13 protein-coding genes and 1 tRNA gene are annotated in these 19809 nt (G+C 65.8%); 7 read left to right on the plus strand and 7 right to left on the minus strand.

Annotation, left to right across the window (positions count from 1 at the left end):
- Window positions 1-66 precede the first annotated feature (66 nt).
- The 5 genes from FQ377_RS08270 to FQ377_RS08290 all read left to right on the plus strand — a co-directional run bounded on the left by FQ377_RS08270 (window position 67) and on the right by FQ377_RS08290 (window position 7187).
- Window positions 67-138 (plus strand) — tRNA-Gln (locus FQ377_RS08270).
- 76 nt (window positions 139-214) lie between these two features.
- Window positions 215-1729, plus strand: coding sequence for a bifunctional UDP-N-acetylglucosamine diphosphorylase/glucosamine-1-phosphate N-acetyltransferase GlmU (gene glmU / locus FQ377_RS08275; protein WP_148600770.1), 1515 nt, complete (start codon window positions 215-217; stop codon window positions 1727-1729).
- Complete coding sequence (locus tag FQ377_RS08280) at window positions 1726-2706, plus strand: ribose-phosphate diphosphokinase (protein WP_148600771.1); 981 nt, start codon at window positions 1726-1728, stop codon at window positions 2704-2706. The genes glmU and FQ377_RS08280 overlap by 4 nt, the downstream gene beginning before the upstream one ends.
- 316 nt (window positions 2707-3022) lie before the next feature.
- On the plus strand, window positions 3023-5578 hold the full coding sequence (locus FQ377_RS08285) for a helix-turn-helix domain-containing protein (protein WP_148600772.1): 2556 nt from the start codon (window positions 3023-3025) through the stop codon (window positions 5576-5578).
- 508 nt (window positions 5579-6086) lie between these two features.
- Window positions 6087-7187 (plus strand): right-handed parallel beta-helix repeat-containing protein, encoded by a 1101-nt coding sequence (locus FQ377_RS08290; protein WP_148600773.1) that lies wholly within the window; start codon window positions 6087-6089, stop codon window positions 7185-7187.
- A 27-nt stretch (window positions 7188-7214) separates the two neighbouring features.
- Here the strand turns inward: FQ377_RS08290 and FQ377_RS08295 are convergent, their stop codons facing one another.
- The 7 genes from FQ377_RS08295 to FQ377_RS08325 all read right to left on the minus strand — a co-directional run bounded on the left by FQ377_RS08295 (window position 7215) and on the right by FQ377_RS08325 (window position 18221).
- On the minus strand, window positions 7215-7952 hold the full coding sequence (locus tag FQ377_RS08295) for a PIG-L deacetylase family protein (protein ID WP_262364348.1): 738 nt from the start codon (window positions 7950-7952) through the stop codon (window positions 7215-7217).
- Window positions 7953-8058: 106 nt separating this feature from the next.
- Complete coding sequence (locus tag FQ377_RS08300; protein ID WP_262364349.1) at window positions 8059-9243, minus strand: glycosyltransferase family 4 protein; 1185 nt, start codon at window positions 9241-9243, stop codon at window positions 8059-8061.
- Window positions 9240-10631 carry a hypothetical protein gene (locus FQ377_RS08305; protein ID WP_148600774.1) on the minus strand — a complete coding sequence of 464 codons (1392 nt, stop codon included), beginning with the start codon at window positions 10629-10631 and terminating at the stop codon, window positions 9240-9242. The genes FQ377_RS08300 and FQ377_RS08305 overlap by 4 nt, the downstream gene beginning before the upstream one ends.
- A gap of 3 nt (window positions 10632-10634) precedes the next feature.
- Window positions 10635-13484 carry an MATE family efflux transporter gene (locus FQ377_RS08310; RefSeq protein ID WP_148600775.1) on the minus strand — a complete coding sequence of 950 codons (2850 nt, stop codon included), beginning with the start codon at window positions 13482-13484 and terminating at the stop codon, window positions 10635-10637.
- A gap of 152 nt (window positions 13485-13636) precedes the next feature.
- Entirely contained in the window at window positions 13637-15103 is a 1467-nt protein-coding gene (locus FQ377_RS08315) for a glycosyltransferase family 4 protein (RefSeq protein WP_148600776.1), read from the minus strand.
- A complete protein-coding gene (locus tag FQ377_RS08320; RefSeq protein WP_262364350.1) occupies window positions 15103-15915 on the minus strand; it encodes a glycosyltransferase in 813 nt (270 codons plus the stop codon). The genes FQ377_RS08315 and FQ377_RS08320 overlap by 1 nt, the downstream gene beginning before the upstream one ends.
- Before the next feature lie 167 nt (window positions 15916-16082).
- Window positions 16083-18221 (minus strand): acyltransferase family protein, encoded by a 2139-nt coding sequence (locus tag FQ377_RS08325; protein WP_148600777.1) that lies wholly within the window; start codon window positions 18219-18221, stop codon window positions 16083-16085.
- Between the two features lie 324 nt (window positions 18222-18545).
- On the opposite strand from FQ377_RS08325, the gene FQ377_RS08330 reads away from it, so the two are divergent.
- Both FQ377_RS08330 and pth read left to right on the plus strand, forming a co-directional pair.
- Entirely contained in the window at window positions 18546-19181 is a 636-nt protein-coding gene (locus FQ377_RS08330) for a 50S ribosomal protein L25/general stress protein Ctc (protein WP_148600778.1), read from the plus strand.
- A gap of 15 nt (window positions 19182-19196) precedes the next feature.
- Window positions 19197-19778: an aminoacyl-tRNA hydrolase gene (gene pth / locus FQ377_RS08335; protein ID WP_148600971.1), complete on the plus strand. Its 582-nt coding sequence runs from the start codon at window positions 19197-19199 to the stop codon at window positions 19776-19778.
- Window positions 19779-19809 lie beyond the last annotated feature (31 nt).

The following is a 19809-nucleotide window of genomic DNA, read 5'->3' on the forward strand; positions in this document are numbered from 1 at the left end:
AAACTCCGTGGCAAACTAGGTAATCGTGCGCAGGTGCCCCCGGCAGGAGGTAGCACCGCGGCATGGTCCGCCCTGGTGTAATGGCAGCACCCCAGCCTTTGGAGCTGTGGAGTATAGGTTCGAATCCTATGGGCGGAACGGCGAGAGCCCCGGTACCCCGTCCCTGCCGGACGCGGGACCGCCCCAGCAGACCATCGGTAGGAGTTCCCACCTCGTGAACCACCAGAGCGCAGACCCGACAGCACGGCCGCATCGATCGGCGGACGGGCCGTCCGCGGTGATCGTCCTGGCAGCCGGTGCAGGCACCCGCATGAGGTCACGCACCCCCAAGATCCTGCATCCCCTCGGAGGGCAGTCCATGGTGGCACATGCGCTCGCCGCCGCCCGGGGAGTTGCCCCCCGCGATCTCGTCGTCGTCGTGCGGCACGAACGGGACCTCGTCGCGGACCACGTTGCCGGACTCGACGATTCTGCCCTCCTGGTGGACCAGGACGATGTGCCGGGCACGGGACGGGCGGTCCAGGTGGCCCTCGACGCGCTCGATCAGCGTGCCGGAGCCATCGAGGGCACCGTGGTCGTCTCCTATGCGGATGTGCCGTTGCTGGAGGCGACGACACTCGAAGCCCTCGTCGGTGCCCACGAGCAGCAGGGCAACGCCGTCACCGTGCTCACCGCCGAGCTCGAGGATCCTACGGGGTACGGGAGGATCCTCCGCGCCGCCGACGGCACGGTGACCGCGATCGTGGAGCACAAGGACGCCGACGAGGACCAGCGGGCCATCTCCGAGGTCAACTCGGGAATCTACGCGTTCGACGCCGGAGCGCTGCGATCCGGGCTCGAGCGCATCGACGCGAACAACGCGCAGGGTGAGCTGTACCTCACCGACGTCCTCGGGTTCGCCCGCGCGGACGGCGGGCGGGTGGCAGGACTGCTCGTCGAGGACCACTGGCAGGTGGAGGGTGCCAACGACCGGGTGCAGCTGGCCGGCCTGGGTGCCGAGCTGAACCGGCGAACCCTGGAACGCTGGATGCGCGGAGGTGTCAGCATCGTCGACCCGGCGTCCACCTGGATCGATGTGTCCGTGGAACTCGACGAGGACGTGACGATCCTCCCGGGTACCCAGCTGCACGGGGCGACGCGGATCGCCCGGAACGCGGTGGTCGGCCCCGACACCACCCTCACCGACGTCGTCGTCGCGGAGGGTGCGCACGTCGAGCGGACCCACGGCAGCGGCGCCCGCATCGGAGCGGGCGCCAGCGTGGGTCCGTTCACCTTCCTGCGGCCGGGTACCGTGCTCGGGGAGGACGGGAAGATCGGAGCCTTCTACGAGACCAAGAACGTGGTCGTCGGCCGCGGGTCCAAGCTCTCCCACCTCGGGTATGCGGGCGACACGGAGATCGGCGAGTACACGAACATCGGCTGCGGGAACATCACGGCCAACTACGACGGCGTCGGCAAGCACCGCACCTCGATCGGATCCCATGTCCGGACGGGCTCCAACACGGTGTTCGTCGCGCCCGTGACGATCGGCGACGGGGCCTACACCGGCGCCGGGGCGGTGGTCCGCAAGGACCTGCCGGCCGGAGCGCTCGGTCTCAGCGTCCTGTCGCAGCGCATCATCGAGGACTGGACGGTGTCCAACAGGCCGGGCACGGCGTCGGCCGATGCGGCACGGTCCGGCACGGCCCCCGTTCCATTTGGAGAACCACACGAAGGCGGACAGTCATGAGCGAGATCACGGCACGCGGCGAGAAGAAACTGGTGCTGGCATCCGGGCGCGCGCATCCGGAGCTGGCGGAGGAGATCGCCTCCTGGCTCGGTACCGAGCTGCTCCCCGTCTCGGCCTACGACTTCGCGAACGGTGAGATCTACGTGCGCTCGGGGGAGAGCGTCCGCGGCACGGACGTCTTCGTGATCCAGGCGCACCCCGCTCCACTGAACAACTGGTTGATGGAGCAGCTCATCATGGTCGATTCCCTCAAGCGGGCCTCGGCGAAGCGCATCACCGTCGTCTCGCCCTTCTATCCCTATGCGCGGCAGGACAAGAAGGGGCGCGGACGCGAGCCGATCTCGGCCCGCCTGGTCGCGGACATGTACAAGACCGCAGGGGCCAACCGGTTGATGTCCGTCGATCTGCACACCTCGCAGATCCAGGGGTTTTTCGACGGCCCGGTCGATCACCTCATGGCCATCCCCCTGCTCGCCGACTACATCCGTACCCGGGTCGACGCCGAGAACATCACGGTCGTCTCACCGGACACGGGGCGTGTCCGCGTGGCGGAGCAGTGGGCGGAGCGGCTCGGAGGGGCGCCGCTGGCCTTCGTCCACAAGAGCAGGGACCTGACGGTGCCGAACCAGGCGGTCTCGAAGCAGGTGGTGGGGCAGGTCGAGGGGCGCACATGTGTGCTGATCGACGACATGATCGACACCGGGGGTACCATCTCGGGCGCCGTCCAGGTCCTGAAGAACGCCGGGGCGAAGGACGTGATCATCGCTGCCACGCACGCGGTGTTCTCCGACCCTGCCGCCCGCCGCCTCGCCGAGTCCGGGGCCAGGGAAGTGGTGGTCACCAACACCCTTCCCATCCCGTCCGAGAAGCGCTTCCCCCAGCTGACGGTCCTCTCGATCGCACCCCTGATCGCGCGTGCCATCCGGGAGGTGTTCGACGACGGCTCGGTGACGAGTCTGTTCGACGGCATCGCCTGAGGGGTTCCTGCGGGCGCACCGGGTGGTGCCGCGTCGGGAAGCGAGTAGCCGGCGACGGATCCGCGTAGCTCGTCCACGTAGGCTTCCGCCGACATCCGTATACGCCACTCGTGCTGGGGCGCGGATTCCTTCCTAGGCTTCCTCGAAAGGAAGTCTCACGAGCTGGGAAGCCGGTCCCTATGCCTACGCAGAATCTGCTCCGGGTGCCACCCATGGCCCGGGAGCGCACTGTACGCCGGGACCCTGGCGGGCAGCAGCAACGCTCCTACGACCGATTCACGGGCCATGGAGAGCTCCTGCACCGGAGCGGTACCCGATGAGCTCGCCTGCGGCAGCGCCCACCCCCACGTACCCGAGCAGGGACAACCTGCTCGTCGACATCCAAGCCGCGCTGCGTCAGGACGGCGGGGGCGGAGTCCTCGTCTACGGCGGGCGGGGGATGGGGAAGACCGCGTTGGCGCAGCGCACGCTCGATGCCGCGGGGGACTGCCCTGCGCCTGTCCTGATCGTCCCAACGCCGGCGTTGAGGGATGTTCCCTACGGGGCACTGGCGCCTCTGCTCGGCGGAGCCGATCCAGCAGAGCTGGTCTCGCCGCTGTCGGTCCTGCGCGTCGTGCTGTCCTTCCTCCGTGGCCGCTCGGCCGGTCAGGGGGTCGTCGTCGTCGTCGACGACCTCCATCTCCTCGATCGTGAGAGTACCGCCCTGCTGACCCAGCTGGTGGGCACCCGGGCCCTGCAGGTCGTCGGGTTCGCACCCTCTCCGACGGCGCTCTCCGACGACGTCGTCGCACTCGCGAAGGAGGGCCTGCTCGGGCAATGGATGCTCGAGCCGCTGACCGACCTCGACGTGGACCTCCTGTGCAGCACGATGCTGGGCCCCGACGTCGCACGTGGTGTCGGCAACCGCCTCCGAGCCCGAGCGGGCGGCAGTCCGCTGTTCCTGGAGCCGATCCTCGACGAGGCCGTCGGCGACGGGTCGCTCCGTGCGGTCGACGGCGTGTGGGTGCTCGAGGACACCGAACTGGCCGTCCCTGCCGGCGCCACGCGAGCCGTGGCCCTCATGGTGGGACAGCTCTGCCCCGCCGAGAGGACGGCTCTCGAGCTCACCGCACTCGCCGGGATGGTCGATCCCGCGGACCTGGTCCGGTTCAGTGGGGCCTCGGTCTCCTCGCTGCTGCACGAGGGTCTGCTCGGGAGAGTGACAGAACGAGGCTGCACCTACCTGGAGAACCGCCTCGTTCCCGGACACATCCTTCGGACCACGGTCTCGTCGGAACGGAGTCGTGCCCTGCTGCAGGAGCTGCGCGCGGTGGCGTCCGACCACAGGTCCATCCGCCCAGAGGCACGGATCCGTCGCGCCGTGTGGGAGCTCGAATGCGGCGAGTCCGTCCCGGACGAGCGACGACTGGACCTTGCGGAACTGGCTTTGTGGAATGCCGATCCACGCGCGGCGCTGGAGCTCGCCCGCGGGATCCGCACACCGGACCACCGTGCCGTCGCAGCCCTGTACAGCTCCACGGCGCTGCTGGCCCTGGGTCGGCCGGACGAATCGCGGGCGGCAGTACCGGACGGGGCCGCGGGTACCTCCTCCTGGGGAAGTTTCCCGGCGACGGACCACCCATTCCTGCTCGAGCGGGCCCGTTCGTCGAATCTTGCCGGACGGTACGGGGAGACCATCGAATCCCTGCAGCATCTGACGGAGGTGGACGGGGGCGGGGGCGCGCGTGTTGCGCGCGTCCGGGTGACTGCGCACGCCCTGCTCGCCGAAGCGCTGGGTGCGACCGGTAGAAGCGTCGAGGCCCGCGTTCACAGCTCGGCTGCCCTGGCACTCGTCGACCACCGGCCCGAGCTGTTGTCGGATCTCCGCGGCCCGGCGTTCCTGCGGCATGTGGGGGTGCTGGTGCACAGTGGTGACCTTGCCGACGCCGCGGAGGCCATCCGGAACTACACACCGGGTGGCGAGGCGGACTACGCGTTCTGCAGCGGCGGCGTCGCGGTGCTGGACGCGGCCATCGATGTGCGCCGGGGGCAGTTCAGGAAGGCCCTGGCAACGATCCGGCCCGCGCTGGTATCTCTGCGCCGGTTCGACCAGGACGCAATCCTGCCCTACGCGCTGGGCATCGGTGCCTGGGCAGCAGCGGCACTCGGAGAGGTCGATCAGGTGGAACGGTGGTCCGCGGACTTCCAGGTGGCGGCCTCCCGCGGGGCAGACCAGTTCGCCCTGCTCGGAGCCGCCCTGATCGACGCGGCGCGGATCCTGCTCGCCCCCGCTGCCACCACCGCGCGGTTGGTGGAACGAGCGCGCGCGGCGCGGGAGCGCGGGTGGCACACGGCGGAGAAGGACATCCTCGAACTCGCGGTCGTGCTCGGTGACGAGCGCTCCCCGGTCCTGCTCGCAGAGGTCGCGGCGGGACTGGAGGGCGTCGACGCTGCTGTGGTGCAGGCCTACGCGGAGGGCTTGGTCTCCCGCGACGCGACGGCGCTCGCGTCCACGGCGGACCGCGCGGACCTCCTGCACAAGCACCTTCTCGCGGCGAAGGCCACCTGTCTGGCGATGGAGCTCTACGCGGTCGACCGTGACGAGGGCAGCCGGCGGAGCCTCGGCCCGGTGGCGCGCCGTCGTCGCGCACGGATCGACGGCACACTGGTCCTCGGGCCGGCGGACCCGTTCACGGCGCCCACCCTGACGCCGCGTGAGCGTGAGATCGCGCTCCTGGCCGTCGATGGTCGGTCCAACCGGGCGATCGCCGAGCACCTGGTGGTGTCCACGCGTACCGTCGAGGGGCATCTGTACCGGATCTTCGCCAAGCTGGACATAGCCCGTCGCGAGGATCTGGCAGCGAGCCTGCGGGAGTTGCTGAGGGGTGCGTAGCGGGTGGCGGGGAGTGCAGGTACTCCGGCCCCGCCGTCCGAGTACCCCGACCGGAAAGTCGCGTCCCGACTACTCGTGCCGTGTCAGAACGGCGGGCCTAACGTTGATCGTGTTGAGGGGGTGTCCATCGAGGACGCCCTGCTCGACCCACAAACTGGGTCGGCGGCGTAGGAGTTCTCCTGAGACCAGAACTTCGTCCCCAGCCGCCGCCGACCCTCATCTCACGCCGCAGCGTCTGTGCGGCACACCGGGCGTCTATTGGAAAATGCATCCTACGAACCCCCCACACTCCGGCCGCTCGAGATCATAAGTACTGCCGAAGGCCATATGGCATAAATGAAACGTGGCTAGTTTCAACGGACACTCGGCTCGAAATGCGGACGCAACTTCGCGGGTACGAAGCCGCTGTTGTAGTTACCGTGAGAATATCCGAAAGGATTGCGCAGGGTTTCAGTGGACTTGCCGCGGCACAGTCCTGATCACCCCGACCAGCTCTAGGCTCGGGTCCATGAAGCGTTCGGTCTCATATGTTGTTGGTCTCATACTCATCTCAAGTCTCGGTGCGGGCCCCGTGCATGCGCAAACTTCAGTAGCTTTAGACGGGAGTAGGACGATCGGTTGCACAGCCACTGGCAGTACGGCCACAGTAGTGCAGCATGTTCCAGCGCCGAAGGCTGGTGCGAGAACGGATTCCGCCGCCGTGATCCAGAAGGCCATCGATGCTGCCTCACGCCGGAGCGGCGGAGTGGTTCAGCTTGCCGCGGGCACGTACATGGTCTCGCGGCCACTCGTCCTCCGCAGCGGAGTGGCCCTCAAGGGAGCAGGTAAGTCCACCAGGGTGAAGGCGGGGCCGCTGTTCCTCAAGAACCGAGGTCCTTTCGGAGGACATCCGCTGATCACCACCAACGGTTCCACGAAGGTGACCATCTCGGACTTGGTCGCCGATCAGAGTGGTGACACCCTCAATGGCAATACTCCCTATCGCCTGAACGAGTACCTGATCGACGTCCGGTACACCGACAACGCTGTGGTGCAGCGTGTCACCACGGCCAACCCCTTCACCTACTCCATCGCCGTCGTGGCCAGCACCAATTTCTGTGTCCGCAACAACTTCACGTCCGTTTCCACCAGCGGCAAGTACAACCAGCTCGATGGCATCCACATCTTCGATTCCAGCGTAGGCGTGGTGCAGGGCAACACAGTGGACCAGGGATCGGGCTCGGACGGCGATGACGGCCTCGTGGCACACAGCATTGGTGAACCGGTGCATGACGTGGCCTACTTGAACAACAAGGTACGCGGAGGGCGTCACGGATCTGCGATGCAGATTGCCGTGGGTGCGGCCGGTGCCTACAACCTGACAATCAAAGGGAACCGGTTTTGGGGATCACCCAACGGTCTGATCACCGGGTATTACGGGGGACGAGGACCCGTGAAGAACGTCGAGGTCCGGGATAACGTGTTCCAGGACAATGCGGGCCGGTCCGTCGATTTCTTCGGTGCGATAAGCCAGATAGTCCTCGCGGGAAATACCGCTTGCCGTAGCGGGTCCTTCAACGTGACCGCCGGTGCCGGAAATTGGATCGATGGGCAGAGGCCTTCCTGCTGATTTTCTTTCCTGCTGATGCCCTGCGCCCTAGGACATGGGGGCGTAGTACATTTCCGGCACCGCGGGGATGGTGCCGTCGGGGAAGAGGGCGTCCGCCTGGGTGGTGTAGCCCCTGATCATTGACTCCTTGGTGGCGAGCTTATGGTCCCAACCGGCACCCTGCAGCTGGTGCTTCCTGATGAACGCCTCGTCCACGGGGAACGAGAGACTGTAGGGGAAATCTGCGTAGTAGACCACACGGTCAGGGAAGGAGGTGCCGATCAGGCGGGTGATCACGTGGTCGACATGGCGCCCAATGCCGAGGGGACAGAACAGCAGATCCGCATTCGTCTGTTGTAGTAGGTCGTCCACACGCGCGCGTAGGGTGTCGATCAGGGCGTGGTCACCGCGCGAGACGCGGCCCAGTGCGATATCGAACCGATAGGTCGGGTAGCGGTAGACGAGTTCGGGCAGAAGCTTCTTGAGGAGCCGGTGCCCCGGTACCGCACGCCGTTGCCTGAACAGCGCATCCTCCACCCCCAAGTGCAGGTAACGCACGCCCAGCTCCTCCAGGACCTCACGGTCCTCCAGCTTGCGCTCCTCGAAGAGGGTGTTGGCATCAGGGGAGGAGCACTGGTTCACGAACGTCCGCCCAGCCCGGGTGTGCGGAGGATCCGCTGGTTCGGTGAAGATCGTGGCCACGGTAATATCCCTTGTCCTCGCGGCGTCCTTCAGCAGTGCACCGCAAGACAGCACGGCGTCGTCGAGGTGGGGGGACAAAACCATCCAGGAGTTGTTTCCCTGCAGGGATCGCTTCAGACGCGGAAGGCTCGATATCACGGTATAGACCTCTCGGGAAGTGAAGAAAGGTGAAAGCGGCGCGCGCGGCGAATCACGATGTCGCGTACGCGTTCGCGTGCACGGCATCACGGTAGACGGCGCCCTGGCGGTCCGCCTGCCGGTCCCAATCGAACTGGCGGGCGAACTCGCGACCCTGGCGCCCAGCCTGCTCCAGGACGGCTTCAGCCGGATAACGCCGCATCAGTTCGTAGGCGAGGGCTCTAGCGTTGAAGGCTGGTACCTTCCAGCCGCACCCCTCGGGAACGACCTCGCGCAGGCTAGGAATGTCGAAGATGATCACGGGCGTGCCGCTCGCCAGCGCTTCGATTGCGACCAGACCGAAGGTCTCATGGCGCGACGGCACGACGACGAGGCGCGCCGACCGCATGAGGTCAAGTTTTGCCTGGCCTGATACCCAGCCCACCAGCTCCACGGAGTCAGCGAGCCCAAGTGATCCGATGAGCCGCCCGATCTTCTCTTCGTCTGGACCGGTGCCCGCGATGACGAGCTTGTCGCCGATGCTCGGCTGCGCCGTTGCCCACGCCGCGAGCAGCAGGTCTAATCCCTTGAGGTGCAGCTCGAGCCGCCCCACGAACAGGACATTTCGGCCCACCTCGGGCACGCCGTCCAGGGCCTCCTGCTCTATCCCGTTACCGATCACCTCCACGACAGCGGAGGGATTCAGTGAGGCCACCTTGTCCGCTGTGCCCCGGGAGACCGCGATCAGCCGCGTATGGGACCGGACGCCGAAACGCTCGAGCCAGTGCAGAGGCAGCTTGTACTGCCTAGCCTTATCGCTGGCGTGCAACCACTGCACCATCCCGATGGTGGGCCTGCCGGTCCAGCGTGGTGCGGACATCGAGGAGAACGGTGCGAAGAAGTCCTCCACCACCAGATCGGCATCTTGGCGCCGCCGTCGGGCTTCGCCGGGCAGGCGTGCGATGTAGCCGAGGAGTCGAGTGAGTCGGTTCTTACCCACACCGAAGCCGAGCGGAATGTAGCGGACGCCGTCCTGGGTGCGGGCGGTGGCGCCTGGGTAAGTGGTGGTGAGCACCGTGACCTCGAATCCCGAGGCGGCCAGGCGGCGGTTGATCTGGTGGGTACGCACCGATCCTCCACCGGCGCCGGGCATGAGGGGATCCTCGAAGCCGAGATGCAGGACGCGAACGGTCGGCAGGCGTGGTGCGAGGGGCTCGTTGGGGACGTCGGTCGTAGCCGGCTGGATCGGGTGGCTCACGATTGTCGGCCTTCCTGGTCGCGGATCGTGTGGGCATACAGGGATAGGGGTACCGCGGTGCCCGTCTCGAAGAGGTTGTCCTCGAAGGCGAAGAGGAAAGTCCGCAGCTTGCAGTCCTCTGCATACTGGGTCGCGAAGCGCAGTTGTTCCGGCAGGGAATCGGAATCGGAGTCGCTTCCCGTACCGGGGTTGGAGGGCGGACCGGGGTTCTCACCCATGACGGGATAGCCTGCTTCCCGTGCAAGCGCGATGGTCCATCGCGAGGCTGACCAGTCGGCCACCTCCGGAGTGTCCTCGAGCGACAGGTCGACATCTGAATCTTCGCACGTATCAGCGCGTGGTGATGCTTCCCGGGCCCGCACGGCGGTCGCGTCGCCGAGGCCTGTGATGTCCGCGACCACCACGGCATCCGGCGTCGCCTCCCTGATGGCATGGAGTTGCGTGGGGTAGTAGAGCCCGCGCTCGAGGCTCGCATCCCTGTCAGCGGTTCCGTCCAGGAGGGCCGCGACAGCTGCCTCACGGTCAGCGGGGAGCGTGCCCCGGCCGGCGAACGGAAGATGGAACTCGCCCTCGAAGCCGAGGTCACGAAGCAACGTGATCTGCCAGGCGACCGTTCGGACCACGGAGTCGGAGTACCACGAGAACCAGGCATCGACGTCGTCCTCGGTGACGCTACCGCCTGACCACTCATCGGTGCCCGGTTCCCAGCCGGGCAGGGGTGACGGAGTCATGCCCTCGGGAAGTCCGTCGCCGGTCTGCGCCGCGTCGTTGTAGGCCCAGAAGCTGTTCCTCCCCGACCTGCTGTCCAGGGCCTCCGCCGGGAAGCCAAGCTCACCTGCTTCGCTGGTCCCCAAGCGGATCGCCGAGACGCTGCCCTCGGGCAGGAGCTGGATCACCTCGGACGTATACCGCTCGAACGCACCGCGGACATCGCTGCTGTACATCAGATTCGGTGCGTCTGCCTCGCTTGGCGTTCCTGTCTGGTCGACGAACCTACCATCGGGTAATTCACGGACCCACTCGGGCGCATACTGCGTGCCCAGGCCGACAATGACGTCGAGCCCTGCGTCCCGGCACACCTCGAGCATCGAGAAGACCTGCTGCGTGTAGGTGGGATCGGCGGCATCGGACTCGGGGTGGTACAGGTCCCAGCGAAGGTCCACGTGGGCGACGTCGACACCGGCCTGAGTGAGTTGACGCGAGCGGAGCGGATCGCACTGCGAGGCAAGGACCCCGTACTGGACGTCGCCACCGGTCGCTGCGTTCTCCTCCACGCCCTGCCGCATGACCAGGGTTGTGGTGCCTACGATGACCAGGCCCGCGACCAGCACGCTCGCAACGGCAAGCCGCCGTCGTGCCGCCCGTGACCCGGATTGCAGTTCAGCCACTCCCTAGCGCTCCGTCTCGTAGGTTGCCGAAGGGAAGCCGATGTTCTCAGCAGCGCCTTCGCGTAAGGTTTCGTCGTCGACCTGCCAGATGGCGGTGATGCCGTTCGTGGGGCCATTCGTCGAGAACGCGGCAACAGCATTTTCCTCCAGCCACTCCAGCATGGCGGGCTGGGCGTACCCATAGCCCATGGATGTGGGATGGTCCTGCGTGAGGATGTAATTGGCTCCGTTCGCTTCCATGAGGGGAGCTGAAGGCCATACGCCGAAACGATCGTCACCCTCGAACGCCAGTTCACCGGTGCTGTTGGAGACGCTGACCCGGGCGTCCGTCGGCAGATTTTGTGCCACCCAGTCGCGAGCCTGGACGAACCCGTTGTCCACTGTGACCAGGGCGCGCACCCCGAAGACGGCCGTCAGAGCGGTGAAGACGACGGCGAACACAACGACGGGTTTTCGCATACTCTGCCGCCGCTCGAGCAGGTCCACGGTGGATACCGCCAGGCTGAGGACGCCTGCGAACAGGACGGGATAGCCGTACTGCTCCTCGAGCGTGCCGAAAGCGGCGCTGTAGAGGCCGAATGCTCCGAAGGCCAGAGCGGTGAGGCCCAGCAGGCGCCGGACGGCGTGCCTGCTGAAGCAAAGCACCAGTCCGGTGATCGGCGTGAGCGCCAGGAGCAGGTAGGAGGAGCCGAATTGGCCAACCTGGTCGATTACCCGGCTGAGCAGGCTCGGTGCGCCTTCGGCATTGAAGCCCGTACTCTGCTCCAGACCGATCATGCGGCGAACCCCGCTGGTCTTCGCCCAGATCCAGGTGCCCATCAAGCCGTTGAAGCCTAGGACGCACAGGTAGATCGTGTATGGCACAGCCGAGAGTGCGACGACCGTGAGTGACTCTCGGACCTGCAACGTTTCCCGCCACAGGGCAGCGGCGATCACGGGGAGGACGGCTCCGAGGACGTACACGTCCTTGGTGAGGACCGCGTATCCCATCAGCAGCCCTCCGGCAATGAGGCGCGCTGTACGGTACCGGGCCGTAGGGTTGAGCATCAGGGTGACGAGGACCAGCAGGCCTCCCACCATGGCGGCCATGCCGAGGGTCTCGAGGAACACGCGGCTGTTGTTGCGGAGCACGAAGGGCTCCAGTATCAGGACCGCGGCCGCAGCCCAGGCTGCAGGGGTGTTGGCGATCTTGCGGACGAGGAGGAACGCGAGGCCGACGGTCGCGGCGCCGATGACCGCGTTGAGCCACCTCAGGTGCAGCACAAGGTCGACGTGGTCCCCGGAGATGCCGAAGACGCTGATAACGGCGCCCTCAACCAGGAAGTATCCCGGCGGGTGGAGCATAAAGGGGCCATCCGGCAGGTTCGGGAGCTGCCCGAGGCTTACCGAGTAGCCGAGCTGTGCGTACAGCATCTCGTCCACCCACAGCTCGAATCCACGGGTGAGCCCGATGGCCCGGACCCCGAAAGCCACGCCGACCACGATTATGAATCCGACGAGACCGCTGCGGATCAACTGCGAACCCTGCGGCCGCCTGAAGCGGCGAGCGGCCGGCCGTTCGCCCTGCTCCCGGAGCTCCTCGGGACCGGTCGTGTCTAAGCGCCGTTGGCCGGTCAGGATACCGGCACCTGTCATGAGCACCACCAAGATCCAAATAAGTGGCTGGAAACCAGCCAGGAGGAAGAGAAGCGTCAGCGCGCCGCCACCGAGCAGACCCTGGAGCGCCAGGCGCCCGGTGGTGGGCGGAAGCAGTGGGAAAGCGACGAGCGTCAGCGTCATTGCCGATGCCAGGGAAGCAACGGCGGTACCGACAGCGACGCCCTCGACGCCGTCGAGGTGCCAACCAGCCGCCATTCCGGCGGGAAGGAACAGTGCTGCTGCGATCAGGCCCAACTGGCACCGACGGTACGCACGCAAGGCGAGCAGGATAGTGGCGAGGACCGTCAGGACGGCGTACCCCAGGCCGGCAGCGGCCAGCCACGGAAGAAGGCTGATCGAAGCGTGGTATTTGTCGGGGAGGAAAAATTCCACTAGCGACGCCGGGACCGTCGCAATGACGGCGGCAGCGGCGATCGCTAGGAGGCCGAAGGACCGGAGTGCCGATACGAGGATGACGCGCCGGTCCGCTCCGGCTCTGCGCAGGAGCGGGAACGCGACGAGCACGGTGCCAGCGGCCACGTAGATTGGTCCTTTGGCAATCGTCGATAGCGCCTGGAAACCTGCTGCGGCGTCGGTACCACCGTCAAGGAAGGACATCACCACCACGTCGGCGCCGGTGAGGGCCGTGACGATGCACAGGGTCAGGGCAATGTCGCCGGTCTCCGCCCAGCGCCACCGGTCCTTGATGATGGCAGGCCGCCAGGAGAGGTCTCGGTAGAACGAGCGCGGGACCACGAGGATCATCAGGGCCCCCAGGGCGAACCCGAGAATCGCTCCCGTTGCTCCCAATGCCAGGATTACGACGAGGACGCTGAAACCGAGGCGCACCAGAACTTCCGCGATCGAGACGCCGGCGTACCGAATAAAGCTCATTTCACCCTGCATCCAGCCCAGGGGAGCCGCGACCAGGAAAAGGATGAAGGCCGTCAGCGCTGCGGCCATCGCGAGGACCGACGAGCCAAAGGCCGAGACGACGACGCCGGTGACGCAGGCTGCGGTCATTCCTGCGATCAGCGAGACCATCAGCGCGAAAGCCATGCCGTCGCGACGACCCTGGGAATTTGGTGCATACGTCGCCACGGCATGCGAGAGGGGCAGGGGAACCAGGGCGGAGGCCACGATTCCTACGATGTTGAGAAGCATCTGTGCGCCGGCCAAGTTGCTGTAGTCCTGGGAACTCAGGGCATTTGCCATCAGCAGCGTGGATGCATAACTGACGACCCCCACCACGCCAGCAGAGATGGACAGCAGCCCGCTGCTGTGGGCTACCTCGGAGGCCGCCGATCTGGTCAGCGGGCGCTCTACTGATTGTCCTTCGACTCCCTGTGCAGGGACAACCGAAGCCGTCATATGGGGCGGCCCCGGGAGGGATCGTCGAGGCCGGCAAGCTCATGATCAGCGTGCGGCGCGCCGGAAGGACCGGCGAGAATCCCGTCCCGGTCCGCCAACCGCACGTCTGCTTCGAACACCCCGAGGCGGCGCAGCATCCCCATAGCGTCAGTCTCGTCGCAGCCGTTGAGTAGCACCGAGGTTCGTCCGTCGACCTCGATCGCTTCGTCCGTGGCGCGCAGCGAGACAGATGGGTTGAATTTCGGCGGAGTGGAGAAGAGGGCCAGGGAGGACATGTCGGAACGGGCCCGCCGTCGTTGAGTCTTCGATGCACCCGTGGCACCGGTCTCCTCGACGAGCACTCCCGCTAGGAGGGCAGCGCTGCGATCCCACGTGAAGCGGGCGGCCCAGACACGGCAAGCTTTCGTGGTGCTCTCCGCCGTGGCGTGATCACTGACCTCCTCGAGCGCCTTGATAAGTGTGCGGCCGAAGTCACGCGCTTCATCAACAAGCCACCCAGTTTCTCCGTCAACCACCGAATCTCGGATGCCTGGCACCCGCAGGGCGATGCAGGGAATACCCCAGGCGTTCGCCTCGATGACGGAACATCCCCAGCCTTCGGCGGCCGACGTCGAGGCGGTGATCCATGCACGGCTCAGGAGCGCGTCGCGGACCTCGTTCGGCTGATACCCGTGAAAGGTGACATGACTCATGAGATTGAGGTCCGCGGCGATGCCCTGGAGCCGATCCTTTTCGGGGCCGTCACCGACGATGTCGACGCGGAGGTTCGGGATCGATTCGACGACCACCGCGATCTGGCCCAGCAGCAGGTCTATCCGTTTATGGGGTACCAGGCGGCTCACGACTGCGATGGTGGGATCGGGGTCGCGGGGTCCGACGTTCTCGGGAAGCTCTACCGTCCCATTGGGAACCACGAAGATCGGGCCGGTGTAGCCGAGGCGGCGGCGCAGCTCAAGGCGGGTCGAGGGGGAGACGGCGGCGATGGAACGGTTTCCGTAGACGAACCGCGCGACGTCCTTCTCGAGGAAGCGACCGATCGCCGCGAGCGGGCGCCCGAAACGGGTGGCGAACTGGTCCTGATGGACGTGATGCACCACCTGCACGATCGGCATGGAGCGGGGCAGGAACACGGGGGAGAAGAAGGGGATGCCGTTCTGGCAGTCGATGACGCCGTCGAACTTCTTCCCGCTGGCGAGCATCCAAGCTGCGGCACGCGGGTACAGACCCAGCGCACCTCCGGATCGGATCACCGTGATGCCGTCAATGACCTCATGCGCGGACTGGGCCACTCCACGACTGGTGAACCAGGTGACCGTTGCCCCGGCCTTCACCCAGCGAACGGCGATCTGATGCATGTACTGCTCGGCGCCTCCCGACTGGGGGTGCCGGATGTCACGCCAGTTGAGGACGAGCAGATTCTTCCCCGTCAGGCGCTCTACCGGTGCGGAATTCGTCGTGGTCATCAGGAGAACCTCGCCATTTTCAGAACGGAGTGGAAGCTTGCGATGCCGTCGCGCACAGGCCTGAAAGTGGAGGCCGATCCGTCCGTCCAAGCGACCGGGACCTCGACAATCCGACCGCCGTGGTTCTGCACACGATGCAGCAGCTCAACGTCGAAGGCGAAGCCCGTCGTGCGGCACTCGACGAGCGCGCGCTTCACGGCTTCGAGCTCGAAAAACTTGAAGCCGCACTGGGTGTCGACAATGCCCTGCACCATCCGGCGCGTCATCAAACGAAAGGCGCCGCCGCCCAGACGGCGCCCGAGCTGTTGTGGCTGGACGAATTCGGCGCCGGGTGCATGACGCGACGCGATAACGGCCGAGGCCCCGCCCTCGAGCAACGGCATCGCCGTTTCCAGCGTTGCGACAGGAGTAGCGAGGTCCGCATCGAGGAAGCCGGTGAAGCGGGATCGGCTGCTGAGCAGACCGCGGCGGACTGCTGCGCCCTTACCCGGCTGCGCACACCCGATCAGGGACACTCCTACCGAGCTGGTTTGGCGGGCGATTCTCCGAACGACGGCACTGGTGTCATCGACGCTTCCGTTGTCGACCACGACGATGCGGGAGGACCATGTCTGCGACTCGAGGAAGTCGATGGTCGCTGCGAGCGTTCCCGGAATCCGGGAAGCTTCGTTGTATGCGGGGATGATGACTTCGAGATCTACGGCGGAACGGAGCCGGCGTCGGTCCGCGCCCGCTCTCCCCTCGTTCTTTGTGGGATCCTCATGTTTTTTGATCGGGACGCGGGCATGGGCGAGATTCGTTTCGATCCCCAAGAACTGCTCCTTATGTGTGTCGTGCCGTGAAACCAGCACGAAGTCGCGACGTACCGTCTCTGACACTACGGCGGCTTGCGGGCCCTATCACGAGTAGGTTCTACCCTTCGTAGGTAAGCAAATACTCATTTGTGTAGCGGGTCCTACCCGGAAGTATTGCGGGATGCTCATAAGTCGACGATGCCCTGGTCGATGAGTTCGGCGCGGAGTGCCGGTGCGATCTTCCTTTGGTAGGACGGCGTCATATGAACCAGATCACGCTTGGTCGGGGTTGTTCCGACGAAGCTGGGGCACCAGTCCTCAGCGCAGAACCACAATTCCGGGTTCACGAAGTAGGCGTCGATGTTCTCGGTGAGCTCCTGCTCTGCGATCTGCATCGTTCTCCAGTCCGGGTCGATCGTGCCTGCGCAAAATGAGGGCTCGGCGATCTTCGAGTAGCATTCGGCGATGTCGGCGGATAAGGGGGGCGGTGCAAGAAAGACCACCCTGCCGACGGCGGCGTTGAAGCGCGAGACGATCGTCTTGGTGCTTTCCTGCCACTCCTCGGGGGTCATTGCTTCGTTCCACCCCGCAGGGAACCTCGGCTCGTAGGTGTTGGCAACGAAGACTAGATCCGGCTCCAGGTCGTTAATGGCATCGACGGCCTGCGACTTTCGTTCCTCACAGGCATCGACCACTTCTGGTTCCGGATTCTCGATGAGGAGGTCCGTGAAGGTGCAACCGAACGTTCCCAGGCTGGTGACCTCCCAGCTCTCGTCGGAGCCCAGAGCTTCCCTCAGGGGCGATACCCACGTCATGGCGATGGAATCTCCTACGACGACCGCACGGCGCGTCGCTCGCGGATCTCCCCATGTGCAGTCCTTCACCGCGATAGGTCCGATACCCCCGCACGCCGTGACTTCCTCCGGAGCCTCTTCGCCTTTCATAGCGGCGTCGATACTCGGCTCGAGGTCGGGCCACTCGCTGCTGCCGAGGGCTTCCCTAATCTGCTCCTGCAGCGAGGAGGTCTCCGCCGAGACGTCCTCGGGGAACGTTCCCGTCAAGGTGATGGTTTTCGCCTGGGCTGGAACGAAGGGGAGTGCCGCGGCGGCAAGAAGGAGGGTAACACCAGCAGCGACTCCAGCCCTCCTCACTTCGGTCCTGTGCGCGCGCACACCCCGCGCGGGCCGGCCGCCCGGCCTGGTGAGCCATGACGACTTCCGCACCGGGTCCTCGATCAGGTGGTACGAGTAGACCGCAGCAAGGAGCATTGCCAGAGCGCAGCCGAGGTAGAAGAAGGGCGTCCTACCCACGAAGACGGTCCCGGCGAGGATAATCACGGGGAAATGCCACAAGTAGAGGGAGTAAGAGATGTTCCCCAGGTAGACGCTCATCGGATTAGTGAGCGGGAAGAGGAAGCTGTGGCGGTCCGTCCCCGTACCGGCGAGGATGACCAGCACCGTACCCGCCACGGGCAGGAGGGCCCACGGGGCGGGGAAGGCAGATGACGAATCGATGAGGAACAGCCCCGCGACCATGGCGATCAGGCCGAGCCACGCTAAGCCGGGCCTGAAGCGGGCACGGAGCTTGGAGCACAGGGGGGCTGCGAACGCCAGCGTTGCTCCCGCGCCCAGCTCCCAGGTGCGGGACAATGTCGAGAAATAGGCGCGAGTGGGCAGCGTCTGGGTCTCCCATGCCGCCCATGTCAGGGAGGCGAGCGATATCAACCCAATGGCCAGTCCGGCGATCAATCTGGCATGCCGCGGTTCCCCGCCCTGCCTGACAATGAGCGTCAGGACAAGCAGCATCACCGCCGGCCACGCGAAGTAGAACTGCTCCTCGACCGACAGCGACCAGAAATGCTGCAGAGGAGACACAGGACCGTTCGCGGTGAAGTAGTCCGTTCCCGCCGCCGCAAAGCGCCAGTTCGCGCCGAACAACGCTGCTGCTGCGCCGTCTTTTACCGTCTCGACGAAGCGGGAGCCGCCGAAGATCAGGAAAGCTCCGACCAGTGTTACCACGATGGCAGCGGTCGAGGCCGGAAGGATGCGCTTGACGCGTCTGCGGTAGAAATTGGCGAACGAGATACCACCCGTCTTTTCGTATTCCCGGAGAAGTAGCCCCGTAATGAGGAAGCCCGAGATGACGAAGAAGATATCCACGCCGATGAAGCCGCCGCTCGGCCACCCTAGCAAGTGGTCCAGAACCACCACGATGACCGCCACTGCGCGCAGGCCCTGAATATCCGGACGGAGGCCACGTGGACTTGCTGCGGTTAGATCGCGGTCATCCCTCAGGTTTCGCACGTGAGGAGATGCCGGTCGCATGGATGCCCCTAGGGTCAAGAGCGGCCAGGGGGCCTCGCCGCATCGACGGCAATGCTAGCGCAACCAACTGGAAGAGCGATTGGACAGACCATTACGTGCTCACCTGCGTTCGAGTTGCACACCGCACGTGGAGCCCTGCGGTAGCATTGAACCAATGCCTAGGCGAGGGAGCAGGCCGGTGGAAGCCGGCCGCACTCCGTGATCGACAGCGGCTGACGTCTCGACTGGTTTCCGGACGGCTGACCCCTGCGGATACTCCGTCGCCTGAGCAACGTCCCAGTACTCGGTCCTTCGCTCCGAGTCGCAACGTTCCCAGGAGGAACCATGTCCGAGCAGAAGCTCCCCGCCCATGTCCGCACCGAGTTCGGCAAGGGCTCGGCCCGCCGGGCCCGCCGGGAGAACATGATTCCCGCCGTGGTCTACGGCCACGGCGCCGATCCCATCCATGTCCTGCTCCCCTCGAAGGCGACAACGCTGGCGGTCCGCACTCCCAACGCACTGCTGACGCTCGATGTCGAGGGCGAGGACCACCTCGCGCTGGTGAAGGACATCCAGCGGAACGCCATCAAGCAGATCGTGGAGCACCTCGACCTGCTGACCGTCCGCCGCGGTGAGAAGGTGGAGGTTGACATCACCGTCCACGTCGAAGGCGAAGCGGCTCCGGATGTGGCGTCGAACCTCGAGGCCAGCACGGTTCTCGTCGAGGCGGACGCGACGCGGCTCCCAGAGTCCGTCACCGTCAGCATCGAGGGACGCCAGATCGGCGAGCACGTCTACGCCTCCGACATCACCCTGCCGGACGGGGTCACACTCCTCACCGACCCCGAGACACTCGTGGTCAACCTCATGGCCCCCACCGTCCAGGATCTCGGCGAGACCGATGAGGTCGACTCCGAGGCAGCGGCAGAGGGTGCAACGGCAGGCGACGCCGATCAGGCCGCCGACGCTGACGAGCAGTAGCAAGGACGCATGACGGTGTCGGATACCTGGCTCGTAGTCGGGCTCGGGAATCCCGGGCCCGGCTACGCCGGTAATCGACACAATGTGGGACAGCTGGTGCTCGATGTGCTGGCGGCGCGACTGGGCGGCCGCTTCACGACGTCGAAGGCACAGGCCGTGACCCTCGGAGGGCGGCTCGGCCTCGGTGGACCGAGGCTCGTGCTGGCCAAACCCCTCACCTACATGAACCTGACCGGGGGTCCTGTCTCCGCCCTGGCACGCTTCCACGACATTGCGCCTGATCACGTCATTGCCGTCCATGACGAGATCGACATCGCGGCCGGCACCCTCAAGCTCAAGCTCGGAGGGGGAGAGGGCGGGCACAACGGCCTGCGAGACATCAGCAGGGCACTGGGTACCAAGGAGTACCACCGTGTGCGTGTCGGCGTCGGGCGTCCGCCGGGACGCCAGGATCCGGCCGACTTCGTGCTGAAGGACTTCGGGACGGCCGAGAAGAAAGAACTTCCGTTCCTGCTCGACGATGCCGCCGACGCCGTGGAACTCCTCATCACCGATGGCCTGCTCGCTGCACAACAGCGCTTCCACCCCGCGAAATAATCGGGGAATGCTGCGGTGAGCCTGCGTCTGT

Origin of the sequence: Arthrobacter echini (assembly GCF_008107445.1) — a bacterium.
In the GTDB taxonomy this organism is placed as follows: Bacteria; Actinomycetota; Actinomycetes; order Actinomycetales; family Micrococcaceae; genus Arthrobacter_D; species Arthrobacter_D echini_A.

Coding starts and splice junctions, on each gene's coding strand:
- FQ377_RS08315 (WP_148600776.1), bottom strand. CDS start 15,103: ATGACCACGACGAATTCCGCACCGGTAGAGCGCCTGACGGGGAAGAAT.
- FQ377_RS08285 (WP_148600772.1), top strand. CDS start 3,023: ATGAGCTCGCCTGCGGCAGCGCCCACCCCCACGTACCCGAGCAGGGAC.
- FQ377_RS08325 (WP_148600777.1), bottom strand. CDS start 18,221: ATGCGACCGGCATCTCCTCACGTGCGAAACCTGAGGGATGACCGCGAT.
- FQ377_RS08280 (WP_148600771.1), top strand. CDS start 1,726: ATGAGCGAGATCACGGCACGCGGCGAGAAGAAACTGGTGCTGGCATCC.
- FQ377_RS08330 (WP_148600778.1), top strand. CDS start 18,546: ATGTCCGAGCAGAAGCTCCCCGCCCATGTCCGCACCGAGTTCGGCAAG.
- FQ377_RS08310 (WP_148600775.1), bottom strand. CDS start 13,484: ATGGCAAATGCCCTGAGTTCCCAGGACTACAGCAACTTGGCCGGCGCA.
- FQ377_RS08290 (WP_148600773.1), top strand. CDS start 6,087: ATGAAGCGTTCGGTCTCATATGTTGTTGGTCTCATACTCATCTCAAGT.
- FQ377_RS08295 (WP_262364348.1), bottom strand. CDS start 7,952: ATGGTTTTGTCCCCCCACCTCGACGACGCCGTGCTGTCTTGCGGTGCA.